The organism is Kitasatospora paranensis (assembly GCF_039544005.1).
Classification (GTDB): domain Bacteria; phylum Actinomycetota; class Actinomycetes; order Streptomycetales; family Streptomycetaceae; genus Kitasatospora; species Kitasatospora paranensis.
This window is the reverse complement of the sequence record NZ_BAABKV010000001.1, coordinates 3,227,862-3,241,914: the sequence shown is the minus strand read 5'-3', so window position 1 is coordinate 3,241,914 and position 14,053 is coordinate 3,227,862. Positions and strand designations below refer to the sequence as shown.

The 14,053-nt window shown below is 72.7% G+C and carries 9 protein-coding genes and 1 pseudogene; 4 read left to right on the top strand and 6 right to left on the bottom strand.

The genetic code is table 11. The features are described from left to right. Nucleotides 1–636: 636 nt before the first annotated feature. Nucleotides 637–1,581 (bottom strand): annotated as a pseudogene (locus ABEB13_RS15700) (helix-turn-helix domain-containing protein); the annotation flags it as partial. A gap of 940 nt (nucleotides 1,582–2,521) precedes the next feature. On the opposite strand from ABEB13_RS15700, the gene ABEB13_RS15695 reads away from it, so the two are divergent. Then, a complete protein-coding gene (locus ABEB13_RS15695; RefSeq protein WP_345706018.1) occupies nucleotides 2,522–2,932 on the top strand; it encodes a hypothetical protein in 411 nt (136 codons plus the stop codon). Nucleotides 2,933–3,084: 152 nt separating this feature from the next. Then, nucleotides 3,085–3,504 carry a GNAT family N-acetyltransferase gene (locus tag ABEB13_RS15690; protein ID WP_345706017.1) on the top strand — a complete coding sequence of 140 codons (420 nt, stop codon included), beginning with the start codon at nucleotides 3,085–3,087 and terminating at the stop codon, nucleotides 3,502–3,504. A 56-nt stretch (nucleotides 3,505–3,560) separates the two neighbouring features. On the opposite strand, the gene ABEB13_RS15685 is transcribed toward ABEB13_RS15690, so the two are convergent. Beyond that, nucleotides 3,561–4,625, bottom strand: a complete 1,065-nt coding sequence (locus tag ABEB13_RS15685) for an HAD family hydrolase (protein WP_345706016.1) — start codon at nucleotides 4,623–4,625, stop codon at nucleotides 3,561–3,563. A gap of 1,125 nt (nucleotides 4,626–5,750) precedes the next feature. Between ABEB13_RS15685 and ABEB13_RS15680 the strand changes: the two genes are divergently transcribed. Then, entirely contained in the window at nucleotides 5,751–6,239 is a 489-nt protein-coding gene (locus ABEB13_RS15680) for a universal stress protein (RefSeq protein ID WP_345706015.1), read from the top strand. 67 nt (nucleotides 6,240–6,306) lie between these two features. Here the strand turns inward: ABEB13_RS15680 and ABEB13_RS15675 are convergent, their stop codons facing one another. From ABEB13_RS15675 to ABEB13_RS15660, 4 genes are all read right to left on the bottom strand, one after another. Further along, nucleotides 6,307–7,497 (bottom strand): acyl-CoA dehydrogenase family protein, encoded by a 1,191-nt coding sequence (locus tag ABEB13_RS15675; RefSeq protein WP_345706014.1) that lies wholly within the window; start codon nucleotides 7,495–7,497, stop codon nucleotides 6,307–6,309. A 281-nt stretch (nucleotides 7,498–7,778) separates the two neighbouring features. Next, nucleotides 7,779–8,735, bottom strand: coding sequence for a hydroxymethylglutaryl-CoA lyase (locus tag ABEB13_RS15670; RefSeq protein WP_345709684.1), 957 nt, complete (start codon nucleotides 8,733–8,735; stop codon nucleotides 7,779–7,781). 110 nt (nucleotides 8,736–8,845) lie between these two features. Continuing rightward, entirely contained in the window at nucleotides 8,846–11,095 is a 2,250-nt protein-coding gene (locus ABEB13_RS15665) for an acetyl/propionyl/methylcrotonyl-CoA carboxylase subunit alpha (protein WP_345706013.1), read from the bottom strand. Nucleotides 11,096–11,312: 217 nt separating this feature from the next. Then, entirely contained in the window at nucleotides 11,313–13,019 is a 1,707-nt protein-coding gene (locus ABEB13_RS15660; RefSeq protein ID WP_345706012.1) for a carboxyl transferase domain-containing protein, read from the bottom strand. A 136-nt stretch (nucleotides 13,020–13,155) separates the two neighbouring features. On the opposite strand from ABEB13_RS15660, the gene ABEB13_RS15655 reads away from it, so the two are divergent. Continuing rightward, the gene (locus ABEB13_RS15655; RefSeq protein ID WP_380232767.1) at nucleotides 13,156–13,905 is read left to right on the top strand and encodes a TetR/AcrR family transcriptional regulator; all 750 of its coding nucleotides are present in this window, start codon (nucleotides 13,156–13,158) and stop codon (nucleotides 13,903–13,905) included. Nucleotides 13,906–14,053: the final 148 nt, after the last annotated feature.

The following is a 14,053-nucleotide window of genomic DNA, read 5'->3' as shown; positions in this document are numbered from 1 at the left end:
GGCTGGTCGTACCCGTCCTCGTCGGCGACGGCGTGTTCGACCGGCCGCCGGTCCGCCCGACGCCCGTCCGGCGGGTTCTGATCAGTCCGACGCTGATCCGTCAGGTGCCCGTCGGGCGGGCGCCGGTCGGAGGGGCTTCGATCCGGCGCGGACCTGTCCGATGCCGGCCGGTCCGATGCCGGTCGCTCGGATGCGGGCCTGCCGGTTTCGGATGCGGGCCTGCCGGTTGCAGACCTGTCGGACACGGGCCTGTCGGACGTGGGCCGGTCCATCGTGGACGGGCGGGGGCGCCGTTCGGTGCCCGGTCCGGGCTGTGGCGGCACGAGGGCGCTCGGCCTGCGCCGTCCGCCGCCCTGAGTTGCCGGGCCGGCGCCGGGCGGGGAGTGACGCGGTGTCCCGTGAGGTGGCCGTTGGCTGCCGGGGACGGTGCGCCGGACGGCGGGACGGACGGCGAGCCGCCGGTTGTCGCCGGGTGGCCGGCCGACGGGTGGCCTGCGCCCTGACCCGCGGCGGGCTGCCCGGAGGACAGCGAGCCGAGGTGCCCTGCGGGAGAGAGGTGCCCCGCGGGGGTGGGGAAGGCGGGGCCGCTGCCGGGGCGCTCGCCCGACCCGGCCTGCGATGGCACGGCACCGAGCTGCCCGGCGGGACGGCGGGCCCGGTAGGTCGTCCGGTAGGCAGCCGGCGACACACCCAGCTGCCTGCGGAAGTGTCCGCGCAGGGCGACCGGTGAACGGAATCCGCAGCGTCGGGCGACGTCGTCGACCGACAGGTCGGAGGTCTCCAGCAGGCGTTGGGCCTGCAGGACCCGCTGCGTGATCAGCCACTGCAGGGGGCACTGCCGGTGAGCGTGCGGAACCGCCGGTCGAAGGTCCGTCGGCTCATGTAGGCGCGGGCGGCCAGGACTTCGACGTCGAACTGCTGGTTCAGGTTCTCCAGGGCCCAGGTCACGACCTCGGCGAGGGGGTCGTTGCCGATCTCCTCCGGTAAAGACTGGTCGATGTACTGTGCCTGACCGCCGCCGCGCCGGTTGGGCACCACGAGTCGGCGGGCGAGGGCGTTGGCGGCCTCGGCGCCGTGGTCGGTGCGCACCACGTGGAGGCAGAGGTCGATCCCGGCGGCGGTGCCGGCCGAAGTCAGGACGTCCCCGTCGTCCACGAACAGTTCGCGCGGGTCGACGTGGACCCGCGGATACCGTTTGGCCAGGGTCGGTGCGTACATCCAGTGCGTGGTCGCCGGACGTCCGTCCAGCAGCCCTGCCGCCGCGAGCACGAACGCGCCGGTACACAGGCCGATGATCCGCGCACCCTCGTTGTGGGCCTTGCGGAGGGCGGCGATCGCCTCCATCGGCGGCGGCTGGGAGATGGACCGCCAGGCCGGGACGACGATGGTGCCCGCCCGCGACAGGGCCTCCAGGCCGTACGGCGCCGTCAGTGTCAGGCCGCCGGTGGTGGCGAGCGGGCCCTCCTCGCCCGCGCAGACGAGCAGGCGGTAGCGGGGCACCCCCGCGTCCTGGCGGTCCACGCCGAACACCGACAGCGGGATGGAGCTCTCGAAGATCGGCGCCCCGCCGAAGATCAGCACCGCCACCGTCTCGCGCCGACGACGACCGGAGAGCTTGCGCGGTGCGGGCGAGTAGAGGGACCCGAGCGAGGCGGACGGCGTGTACGGGCCGCCGCCGGCCGAGGAGTGACTCGCTGACGGGTGACTCGCCGACGGGTGGCTCCCGGCGGGGTGGATCCCCGAGGGGTGGCTCACTGACGTATGGCTCGCCGAGAGGTGGCTCGCCGAGGGGTGGGCGACGGGCTGCTGCGCCTGTGGCTGGCGGGAGGGCTGCCCGTGGGCGTGGGTGCCGTCGGGCGTCGGGCCCCCGGCGATCGGTGAGGCTGTCGCGGCACCGGCCGCGGTCGCGCCCGCTGCCGTGTTCAACGTCGGTCCGACTGCTGACTGAGCATGAGATGACGAAGCGTGTGCTGGCAGGGAGCCCATCGACAGGGCGGTGGCTGCACGGGGTACCAGCCCGTCAGCTCTCGAGGCACGGCCCGGGAAGCCGGTCGGCGGCTGGCCGCCGTCAGGACCCGCGTCGCTCCTGCTCACCCTGCTCAAGGCGCTCCAGCCCCCTCGGTGGTGTGGTGTGGCGGTGCACTGTCCGCCAAGATCGAATCTACTGGGTGGACCGTTGCTGTTGTGACAAGTTCACCATCCGACGCTATGTCGACATGGCAATTTGGCGTGATGCATTCGATCACGAAGCGTGGCACCCGTCGACCCCTCTGGGAAGGGGGCGGGCGCAAGCCTGGCTTGTTGTCGCACGACCCGATCGAGGCCGTTGTGGAACCGCGACCCTCGCCGGCGGCTCTGGACTGCGCCTTTGGCCAACAAGCTGGGCCCAAACCGAAATTGGCCGAAAACAGGCGGTACGAAACAGGGCGCACGGGACTTGCCCGTGCGCCGTCGTGAGCCCACCTGCGCAGGGGAGGAGCGGTCAGGACCTGCCTCCTGTCCGCCGGTTATGGTCGGCATCATGGACATGCGTAGCCGGCTCGAACAGGCCAACGACAACGCCGCAGCCTTCTGGGTCGCCCAGGCCACGGTCAACGGCTGGGAGAGCGTGCAGCGGGCCGGCTTCACGGCCGTCCGCTGCGAGGGCGGCGACTCGGACGCCCACCGGGTTGTGATCACCCGACCGGACGGTCAACCAGGTGAGCAGACAGGTGAGTTGCTGGAGCTGTTTCGCGAGTGGCGGACGGCGCGACTCTGCCTGGAGGACCCCTTCGGCCGGCTCGACCTGACGCCCCACGGCTGCGAGGCGGCACTCGGCCAGGCGGTGATGACCCGTGAGACGGGGCCGGTGGACCCGGCGTCCGACGTGACGTCCGGCCGCGCATCCCGTGCTACGGCCGACGCGCCACGCTGGTGGGAGACGCCCCCTTGACGGGGAGTGTTGAGGGCGGGGGCGCCGTGGGTGGGAGCCCTGCGGTCGGGGGTCCAGGGGGCGGGGGGACCGAGCCGGGTTCAGGGCAGCGTGCGGCTGGGGCTGGGGCTGGGGCTGAGGCTGGGGACGGGGGCGAAGGCGGTCGGCTCGACGTGGGTGAGGCCCTCGACGCGGACGGCCTTGCCGAGGTCGAGGAGACGCTGATCGAAGGGTTCCCGATGCCCGCCCGTTGGCCCGTCGCGCGGGGCACGATGCTGCCGCCAGGACTGCTGGCAGTGCCCGGCTACCGGGCCTGGTCGGCCCGCATCGACGGTAAGGCGGTCGGCGCCTGCGTCAGCTACGAGCACGGCACCACGGTGGGGATCTACACCGTGGCCACCCTGCCTGCCTTCCGGTCGCGCGGAGTCGGTCGCGCGGTGGTGACCGCCGCCCTGGAGGCCCATCCGGCGAGCGTGGCCACCCTGGTGGCCACCTTGTTGGGGGAGCCGCTGTACCGCCGGCTCGGCTTCGTCGAACAGGGCGTCAGCCGCTGGTGGCGCTACCCGGCGACGCCGGCGGCGCTGACCGTGTAGCGAGCCCGGCTCGTACCCGACCGTTCCTGCACGGCTGGCTGCTGTACAGCCGGTTGCTAGACGGCCGACTGGCGTGCGACTGCCTGGTGCTGTCCGACGGCCACTGGTGCCGTTGCCGCCGGTCCCGCTCCCGCTCCCGCTCCCGTTCCCGTTCCCGCTCCCGTTCCCGTTCCCGTTCCCGCTCCCGCTCCCTTGGTCGTGGCAGCGGCCGCGGTGGCAGGCGTCGCGGCGGACCGGAGAGGAGTGACCGGCTCGTTCCGACTGCTCTCCTTCGAAGCCCCGGGAAGGCGACCCCAGGCGGCGGGCACACTCGACGGGTTGGCGGTCGGGTTGTACCGGGCCGTCCCGTGGGTCTCCGCGTGCCGATACCCGTGTTCGTGCTCACGCCCGCGCTCATGGCCGTGGTTCGCTTCGGCGCGGGCGGCGGTGGCGCGCCGGACGGTGGCGGCGGACGGTGCGCTGCGCGCGCTCAGCGCGAGCCCGACGGCCTCCGGCAGTCCGGCGGCGCTCAGCGTCGGCCGGTAGCCGGACTCGGCCCAGGGGCGACCATGGTGCAGCCACACGCTGCGCAGCCCCGCCACCTCTGCGCCGGCGATGTCGGCGGGGGCGTGGTCGCCGATCACCCAGGTGTCCGCCTCCCAGCCCGACGAAGCCTGCAGGCCGCATCGTTGCGCCGCGATCTCGAAGATCAGCGGGTCCGGCTTCACACAGCCGGCCTCCTCCGAGATCACCCAGCCGTCGACGAGCGGGCCGAGCCCGGTGCGCCGGATCTTCTCCAGCTGTGGTCTGGTGCCGCCGTTGCTGACGATGCCCAGCGTCCAACCGGAGGCCCGGGCCGCATGAAGGGCATCGATGTGGGGAGTCGGGCAGTGGATGTGGGCGTTGATGCCGCGGCGGTAGTGGGCGAGCAGGAGGTCGAGGGAGTGGTCCAGGCCGTAGCGCCGTTTCGCAGCGCCGAGTACGGTGCTGCGCGGTACGTAGCCGCTGCCGTCGATGGTGGTGAACCAGTCGATGTCCCCTGCGGGGAGCCGGTGTTCGGCCAGGAAGTCCCGCGCCCAGGCCCGGAAGGCGGCGTCCCTGGGCAGGAGTGTGTTGTCGAGATCGAACAGCAGCAGCGGCATGTCCTGCATGCTGCCAGCGCTCGTGCGTATGCACTTGGCAATTGCCAAAGGCGGCGTGGTGGAGCGGCGAAATGGCTGAATCCGTACGGTGACTGCTCAACTCCCGAGAGCGACTGACCTGTCCGGTCCGTCGGTGGGGCACAGCGGGGCTGCGCGGGTCGCCCGCGGGCGATGCGGGTACAGCGGCGGGGCATCGACGACGCCGGCCATGTGGACAGGGGATTCGAGACCGTGGGCGCATGGTTTGCGTCCTTGGTGCGGAGCTGGGGGCAGGCAGGGGACCAGGTCCGGGGGCGGAGCTGGGCGCGGCCAGGGGAAGGTGTCTGGGAACGGGCCCGGGGGCTGGAACGGGAACGGGCATAGGGGCAGGCGAAGGCAGGTGCGCTGGTGCGACTTCGCGCAGCGGCGCAGTGCGGCGCCGGGCGGTGTGACGGCATGGGCTGTACTGCGTGGTGTGAGCCGTGGGCATGGTGCGGTCCGTGGTGTCGGCGCGCAGGTCATGGGCCCGTTCCGTTCTGTCGATGACAGTCGGGTCACGTTGTGTGTTCGTCCTGTTGCTTCGGCGGGGTTTGTCGGTCAAGCTCCTGTGAACCTCCTTGCCCGGTGGCGGATGGGCCGCCGATGCTCGGGGGCGCGCACACCGCGGTGCACGCGGGCCGTTCGCGGGATCCTTGCCCTGCTGGGGCTCGGCTGCCGGTTGGGGTGCCGTGTTCGTCGTACGCTGAGAGGGAACAGGTCACGTTCAGTGGTGCTCGGAGGATTCCGGCTCGGTGCCGTGTGTGAGCCTGTCGCCCGAGCAGCCCTGTTCTGTCCTGTCGGCCCGCCTCCTGCGAAGAGCTTTGAGCCATGGCTGGTTTTGAGCCCCCTCTGCCTGTCGCCGCTGACGTCACTGCCGCTTGCGCACCGGCGACGGCGGATGACGGCCGTGCCCTGCACCCGGACGATTCCTCCCGGGGCGCGTCCGAGCAGCGTGCCGCGCACAGGCCCGCGGCAACGGAGGGGAGTGGGGCCGAGCGGTCGCGCAGACCTGCACCTGGAAGGGCACGGCGTGGAGATTCCGCTGGTACCGGTTCCGGTAGCGGCTCGGGTGACGGGGGCGATGCAGTGACCGATGGACAGAGCCCGGTGACGGGTCGTGCCGGTGGGGACGGTGACCCGGTGCTCCAGGAAGAGGCGCTCCGCCCGTGCGACCCGGTGTTCCAGCACGGGGTGGTCGTCGGGTTCGACGGATCGCTCTCCAGCGAGCGGGCTCTCGCCTACGCGGTCGGCATGGCGCGGCGCTCGCAGTGCGGTCTGGTGATCGTGCACGTGGCGAACCGGTTGCCCGCCACGGTCTGGGCCGGGTGTGAACCTCCCGTCTTCGTCGATCTGCCGGATCACCGTACGGAGATCCTCGGCCTGGAGCTCGCCTGTGCCGACTTCCTGGCCGGCGTGCCCTGGATCCTGGTGGAGCGCGGTGGAGACATCTGCCACGAGATCGAGGAGGTCGGCCGGGAGTACGCCGCCGACGCGATCGTCGTCGGCAGTACGCACGGCCTTCTCGGCAAGATCTTCGGTTCGGTCTCCGGTCGGCTGGCGCGGCGCGCCAACCGACCGGTGATCGTGATCCCCTGACGGACTCGCTCGCAGAGCCGACCGCCCTGCGAGCGGGCCCGTCAGAACGGGACCGGGCCGGGGTGCCTCAGGAGATCACGCCCAACTCTCGCGCGATGAGCATGCGCTGGACCTCCGAGGTGCCCTCGCCGATCTCCAGGATCTTGCAGTCGCGCCAGAACCTGGCGACGGGGAACTCGTTCATGAAGCCGTACCCACCGTGGATCTGGGTCGCCTCGCGTGCGTTGTCCACGGCGGCCTCCGACGCGTACAGCTTCGCGATCGCAGCCTCCTTCTTGAACGGCTCGGAGTGCAGCAGCCGGGAGGCGGCGTCCCGCCAGGCCAGGCGGGCGGTGTGGGCGCGCATCTCCATGTCGGCGAGCTTGAACTGGATGACCTGGTTGCTGCCGATCGTGCGTCCGAAGGCGCGACGCGTACCGGCATAGGCGATGGACTGGTCGACACACCCCTGGGCCAGGCCGGTGGCCAGGGCTGCGATGGCGATGCGCCCCTCGTCGAGGATCCGCAGGAACTGGGCGTACCCGCGGCCTTGGGCGCCGAGGAGGTTGGCTGCGGGGACGCGGCAGTCAGTGAAAGAGAGTTCGCGGGTGTCGGAGGCGTTCCACCCGACCTTGGAGTACTTCTTGGAGACCTGGAACCCGGGTGTCCCGGTCGGCACGATGATGGAGGAGATTTCACGGGTTGGCGAGAGCCCGGAACCGTCTTCACTCGAACGAGTGGTCGGTTCGGTCAGCGCCGTCACCGTGACGAGCCCGGTGATGTCCGTGCCCGAGTTGGTGATGAAGCACTTGGTGCCGTTGATCACCCATTCGTCGGTGGCGGCGTCGTAGCGCGCCGTGGTGCGGGTCGCCCCCGCGTCCGTGCCGCCCTCGGGCTCGGTCAGCCCGAACGCGCCGAGCATCTCGCCCGAGGTCAGCCGGGGCAGCCACGTGCGCTTCTGCTCCTCGGTGCCGAACAGGTGGATCGGCATCGCGCCGAGCGAGACCGCCGCCTCCAGGGTGATCGCCACCGACGAGTCGACCCGGGCCAGTTCCTCCAGTGCGATGCAGAGCGCGACGTAGTCGCCGCCCATGCCGCCGTACTCCTCGGGGAACGGCAGGCCGAACAGGCCCATCCGGCCCATCTCGCGGACGATCTCGTAGGGGAACTCGCCCTGCTCGTAGAACTCCCCGATCTTCGGAGCGACGAGGTCGTTGGCGAACTCCGCGACGGTGCGCCGCAGTTCTTCGTACTCGGTGCTCAGTCGGTGGTCGAGCATGGTGATCCTCCTGGATCGGTGCGCTTGTGGCGTCGGCCCTGCGGTCGGGCCCGGGATGTGGGAGTGGAGCGGCAGGGGCTCGTCGGTGCGTGGTGAACGGTGTGGAGCCGGGCGGGGCTTCGAGCCGGTACGGGTTTGCGGACCGGTCCGGGATCGCGGGCCGGTACGAGGGTGTCGAGGCGGCGCTTGCGGCTTTCGGAGGGCGCGTGGGGCGTCGGGCGGGCGCGCTCCGGTCGAGTGCGCCCTGTCGAGGTCGGGGAGGGGCGAGGGGTGGTCGCGGCTCAGGTGCCGGAGGGCCCGAGCAGGGCCCGGACTGCCCTGGACGGGCTGGGCCGGCCGAGCTGTCCGGCCATCCAGCCGCTGGCGGCGGCCAGTGCGGCGAGGTCGACGCCGGTCTCGATGCCGAGGCCGTGGAGCATCCACACCAGGTCCTCGGTCGCGAGATTGCCGGTGGCGCTCTTCGCGTACGGGCAGCCGCCGAGGCCGCCCGCGGAGGCGTCCACCACGGTGACCCCGGCCCGCAGCGCCGCGAGAGTGTTGGCCAGCGCTTGGCCGTACGTGTCGTGAAAGTGGACGGCCAGCCGGTCGACCGGCACCCCGGCGGCGGCGAAGCCGTCGAGCAGCGCGGTGACCTGCCCCGCCGTGGCGGTGCCGATGGTGTCGCCCAGGCTGAGCTCGGTGCAGCCCATCTCCAGCAGCCGGGCACCGAAGCCGATCACCTGCGCCTGCGGCACCGGCCCCTCCCAGGGGTCGCCGAAGCACATCGAGAGGTACCCGCGGACCGGCACCCCCGCCTCGGTCGCCCGTCGGACGACCGGTGCGAACATGTCCATCGCCTCGTCGGCGGAGCGGTTGAGGTTGCGCCGCGCGAAGGTCTCGGTGGCGCTCGCGAACACGGCGACATCGGTCACCCGGTGGGCCAGCGCCCGGTCGAGCCCTCGCTCGTTCGGGACCAGGACGGGGAGTCGCAACCCGGAGTGGCGCTCCGTCAGGCCGGCGAGTCGGGGCATCAGCTCCTCGGCGTCGGCGAGCTGGGGCACCCACTTCGGGTGGACGAAGCTGGTGGCCTCCACCGTCCGCAGCCCGGCGGCCGCGAGGCGGGTGATGAACTCGGCCTTGACCTCGACGGGGACGAGCGAGCCCTCGTTCTGCAGGCCGTCCCGCGGGCCGACCTCGTGGATCCGGACCCGGGCGGGCAGCGACGGGTCGCGGACCGGATCCGGCAGGCCCAGCTCCAGGATGCCCGGCTCTGCTGCCCCGGCCGAGCCGGCTGCCCCGGCCGAGCCGGAGCCGTCCGACGACCGGGTCCCGGCCTGCGCCCCGCCGCCCTGTGGTGCGGTCCCGGCGCTCACGAGGCGGCCCCGCCGTCCGCCTGCTCGGCGGGCGTCACCACGGCGAGCAGCTCGTCCATGGCGACGGTCGCGCCGGCGGCCGCCCGCAGCTCGCTGACGGTGCCGTCGTGCGGCGCCGTGATCACGTGTTCCATCTTCATGGCCTCCAGGACCAGCAGGGTCTGCCCCCGCTTCACGGGATCGCCGACCGAGGTCTTCACCACGGTGACCGTGCCGGGCATCGGCGCGGTCAGTCCGCCGTGGTGGCTGCCGCCGGCGGTGGTGCGATCGGCGACCGGGTCGTGGGTGTGCACCGGCCACGCGTCGCCGTCGACGGCCAGCCAGTCGACCCGGCCGGCGGGGCCGTTGTCGGTGGTGTGTGCGAACGTCGTCTGCAGACCGTCGACGGTGATGTACAGCCGGTCACCGACGCGGTCGGCCCTGACCTGTCGGACGGTGCCCTCGCCGACGCGAATCTGCAGGTCGGATGCAGTGCCTGAGGGATTGTCAGTGGGTTCGGCTACGGTGCCTGGCACGGTCGGTCGTACCGACACGGTGACCGGCTCGTGGCCGGTCGTGCGGAGCCGGTGGGTCGTCCAGGAGGCCTGTCCGCCCATCCGCCAACCGGAAGGGAGGGAGAACGGGTCCGTCCAGCGGCCCGGCCCGGCGTCGGGCGCGAGGTCGAGCTGGCGGGCCAGTGCTGCGGCGATGTACAGCAGGTCGGGCGAGGCCGTCCCGGCAAGGCTGGAGCGGTCGGTGTCGGCGGCCAGGGCCGGCACGGTCGCGGTGTCGGTCGTTGAGCCGGCAGGGGAGCCGGTCGGGGTGTACGGGGAGCGCAGCAGCACGGGGGTCTGCTGCACGGTCCGTTCCACCAGGCCGGTGTCGAGCCTGCCGGCGGCCACCTCGGGGTGTGCGAGGAGGCGCCGCAGGAAGCCGGTGTTGGTGGTGACCCCGAGGATCCGGGTGTCGGCCAGTGCGGCGCGAAGGCGGCGCAGCGCGGTCGCGCGGTCGGGCCCGTAGGCGATCACCTTGGCCAGCATCGGGTCGTAGAGGCTGCCGACGTCGCTGCCCGCGGTGACTCCGGAGTCCACCCGGACGCCCTCGCCGGTCGGCTCCTCCCAGCGGAGGATCCGGCCGCCGGTCGGGAGGAAGTCGCGGTCGGGGTCCTCGGCGCAGATCCGGGCCTCGACGGCATGGCCGACGAACGAGATGTCGGCCTGCCCGAACGGCAGGGCCTCGCCTGCGGCGACGCGGATCTGCCACTCGACCAGGTCGGGTCGCTGCGGACGGTCCGCCGGGCCGCCGACGGAGACGGCCAGCTCGGTGACGGGGTGTTCCACCTGGAGGCGGGTGTTCATCTCCATGAAGAAGAAGTCGAGGACGCCGCCGGCTGCGGCCGTACCGGCGTCCACGCCCGGCACGATGAACTCGACCGTGCCGGCACCGGTGTAGCCGCACGCCTCGGCGGCCCGCACGGCGGCCGTCCCCATCGCCGCCCTGGTCTCGGGATTGAGCAGAACGGAAGGAGCCTCTTCGATCAGCTTCTGGTGACGCCGCTGCAGGCTGCACTCGCGCTCACCGAGGTGCACGGTGGTGCCGTGACCGTCGGCCAGCACCTGCACCTCGATGTGCCGGGGGTTGTCGACCCACCGCTCCAGCAGCAGGGTGTCGTCCCCGAAGGCGGTGCGGGCCACCCGGCGGGCGGCGTCGATCTCGGCCGGGAGATCGGCGGCGTCCCGGACCAGCCGCATGCCCTTGCCGCCGCCTCCCGCGGAGGGTTTGAGCAGCACCGGGTAGCCGATGGTCTCTGCCGCGGCGACGAGGTCGGCGTCGCTGGGCTCGTCCATCTCGCTGCCCGGTACGACCGGCACGCCGGCGACCCGGACGGCCTCCTTGGCATTGATCTTGTCGCCCATCAGCTCCACCGCGGCCGGGGGCGGCCCGATGAAGACCAGGCCGGCCTCGGTGCAGGCCCGGGCGAAGGCCGGGTTCTCGGCCAGGAAGCCGTATCCGGGGTGGACGGCCTGGGCCCCGGTCCGGCGTGCGGCGGCGAGGATCAGGTCGGCCCGCAGGTAGGTCTCGGCGGCGGAGCTGTCGCTGCGGCCGTCGGGGCCGAGCCGTACGGCCAGGTCGGCCGCCCGGACGTGCGGTGCGTCGGCGTCGGCGTCGCTGTGGACGGCGACCGACCGGATGCCGAGGCGCCGCAGGGTGCGGATCACCCGGAGGGCGATCTCGCCCCGGTTGGCGACCAGAACGGTGTCGAACATGGGAGGTGTTCCTCCGGGTCGAGGAGGCCGAGGACGGGGCGTCGGCCTGGTGGCGAACGACGGGCCTGCTGCCGGCTGCGGAGCCGGTCTGCGGAGCCGGTGGGTGGAGCGCCGGTGGGCGGAGCGTCGGGCTTCCGTGGCCCGAGTGGGCTGTCAGGAGCCGTCGGGACCATCGGGAGCCGCGGGGGCTGCCGCCCGGCCGACGCCCAGCCCGCCGTCACATCCGGAAGACTCCGTAGGGCCGGGGTTCGGCGAGCGGCGCGTTGGCGCAGGCGGTCAGCGCGAGGCCGAGGGCGGTTCGGGTCTCCAGCGGGTCGATGACGCCGTCGTCCCAGAGCCGGGCGGTGGCGTAGTACGCGTTCCCCTGCCGTTCGTACTGCTCGCGGACGGGCGCCTTGAACGCGTCCTCCGCCTCGACCGGCCAGTCCTCGCCCTGGGCCTCGTACTGGTCGCGCCGGACGGTGGCGAGCACGGACGCGGCCTGCTCGCCGCCCATCACCGAGATCTTGGCGCCCGGCCACATCCAGAGGAACCGCGGCGAGTAGGCGCGCCCGCACATCGAGTAGTTCCCCGCGCCGTAGGAGCCGCCGATCACCACCGTCAGCTTGGGGACGCGGGTGCAGGCGACGGCGGTGACCATCTTGGCGCCGTGCTTGGCGATGCCGCCCGCCTCGTACTGCCGTCCGACCATGAAGCCGGTGATGTTCTGAAGGAAGAGGAGCGGGATGCCGCGCTGGTCGCACAGTTCGATGAAGTGCGCGCCCTTCATGGCGGACTCGGCGAACAGCACGCCGTTGTTGGCGACGATGCCCACCGGGTGCCCGTGGATCCGGGCGAAGCCGGTGACCAGAGTGGCGCCGTACTCGGCCTTGAACTCGGCGAACCGGCTGCCGTCGATGAGCCGGGCGATCACCTCGCGGACGTCGTACGGGGTGCGCGGATCCACCGGCACGGCGCCGTACAGGCCTGCCGGGTCCACCGTCGGCGGCTCGACCGGCGCGAGCGGCCACGGGCGGGCGGCCCGGGGTCCGAGGCCGGACACGATGCTGCGGACGATCGACAGCGCGTGCGCATCGTCCTCGGCGAGGTGGTCGGTGACACCGGAAGTCCGGGAGTGGAGGTCGCCGCCGCCCAGTTCCTCCGCGGTGACGACCTCGCCGGTCGCGGCCTTCACCAGCGGCGGACCGCCGAGGAAGATCGTGCCCTGGTTCCGGACGATCACCGCCTGGTCGCTCATCGCCGGCACGTACGCGCCGCCGGCGGTGCACGAGCCGAGCACCGCCGCGATCTGCGGGATGCCGGCGGCGGACAGCCGGGCCTGGTTGTAGAAGATGCGGCCGAAGTGGTCCCGGTCGGGGAAGACCTCGTCCTGCATCGGGAGGAAGGCGCCGCCGGAGTCGACGAGGTAGAGGCAGGGCAGCCGGTTCTCCAGGGCCACCTCCTGCGCCCTCAGGTGCTTCTTCACCGTCATCGGGTAGTAGGTGCCGCCCTTGACCGTGGCGTCGTTGGCCACCACGACGACCTCCCGCCCGGCGACCCTGCCGATGCCGGCGATGACGCCGGCGGCGGGGGCGGCGCCGTCGTACAGGCCGTCGGCCGCGAGCGGGGCGAGCTCCAGGAACGGGGAGCCGGGGTCGAGCAGGGTGTCCACCCGGTCGCGGGGCAGCAGCTTGCCGCGGGCGGTGTGCCGGGCGCGGGCCTTGGCGCCACCGCCCTGGGCCGCGGCGTCGAGCTTGGCGTGGAGCTCGGCCACGAGCGCGCGGTGCGCGGCCTCGTTGGAGCGGTAGGCCGCCGAACCGGGGTCCGCCGTGCTGCCCAGCCGCGGTGCCGGAGCAGCGGCGGGATCGTTGACGGGGTCCCGCGCATCGAGGCCGGCGGCCGGTCCGGCGTACCGGCCGACCGTCGGCCCGACGGCAGATCCCATGGATGAGAGGACCATTCCAAGAGCTCCCTTGCCCTCGGCGCCGAGCGGGCATGCGGACGGGTGAGTCCGCTGCCCCTAAGTTAATGAGCGTTAACTCCTGCGGCCAGGTTAACCGGCGATAACTCGGCTGTCTACGATGGGCAGCATGCCGAACGTTTCCGCAGCCTCTGCGCTCCCACGCCGCGACCAGATCCGCCGGGAGGCCGCCCGGCTGTTCGCCGCCCGCGGCTTCCTCGGTGTCGGGGTGGACGAGATCGGCAAGGCGGTCGGCATCAGTGGCCCCGGCCTCTATCGCCACTTCTCGGGCAAGGACGCGATGCTCGCCGACCTGCTGGTCGGCATCAGCGAGCGGCTGCTGGAGGAGGGGCAGCGGCGGGCCGGCGAGGCGGGCGCCGCGGCGGGGCCCGTCGGCGCCCTCGACGCGCTGATCGGTGGCCACGTCGACTTTGCGCTCGACGACCGGGATCTGATCATCCTGCACGACCGTGAGCTCCTGCACCTGAAGGAGGAGGACCGTCGGCGCGTCCGCCGACTCCAGCGCGGCTACGTCGAACTGTGGGTCGGTGTGGTGCGCGAGGCCTTCCCGTCCCTGGCCGGCCCCGACGCCGAACCGCTCGCCCGGGCCGCGGTCCACGCCGTCTTCGGCCTGCTCAACTCGACGCCGCACAGTGCTGCGCCGCGCTCCGCCCAGGCGGACCGCTCCGCCGACCGCAGTGCAGATCGTTCTGCCGACCGCTCCGCGGACCTCGGCGCGGAGCGTTCCGCCGACCGCGGTGCCGACCGTTCCGGGTTGCCGCGGGATGCCATGGCGGCACTCCTGCACAGTCTGGCCCAGGGGGCGTTCGCGGCTGCCGCCGACGCTGCGGCCGCCGAGGCAGCGGCGTAGGTCACCCCGCGAGCCGCACCCCGCGAGCCAGGAGCGGAGAGCCGGGACCAGGGCCAGGGCCGTAGCCCGTTCGGGCCTCTGGTCCGGTGCGCGGGTGGTGAACCCTGGGCGACCCTGGGAGGTGAGGCCTGCCGGCCGGGGCTGCCCG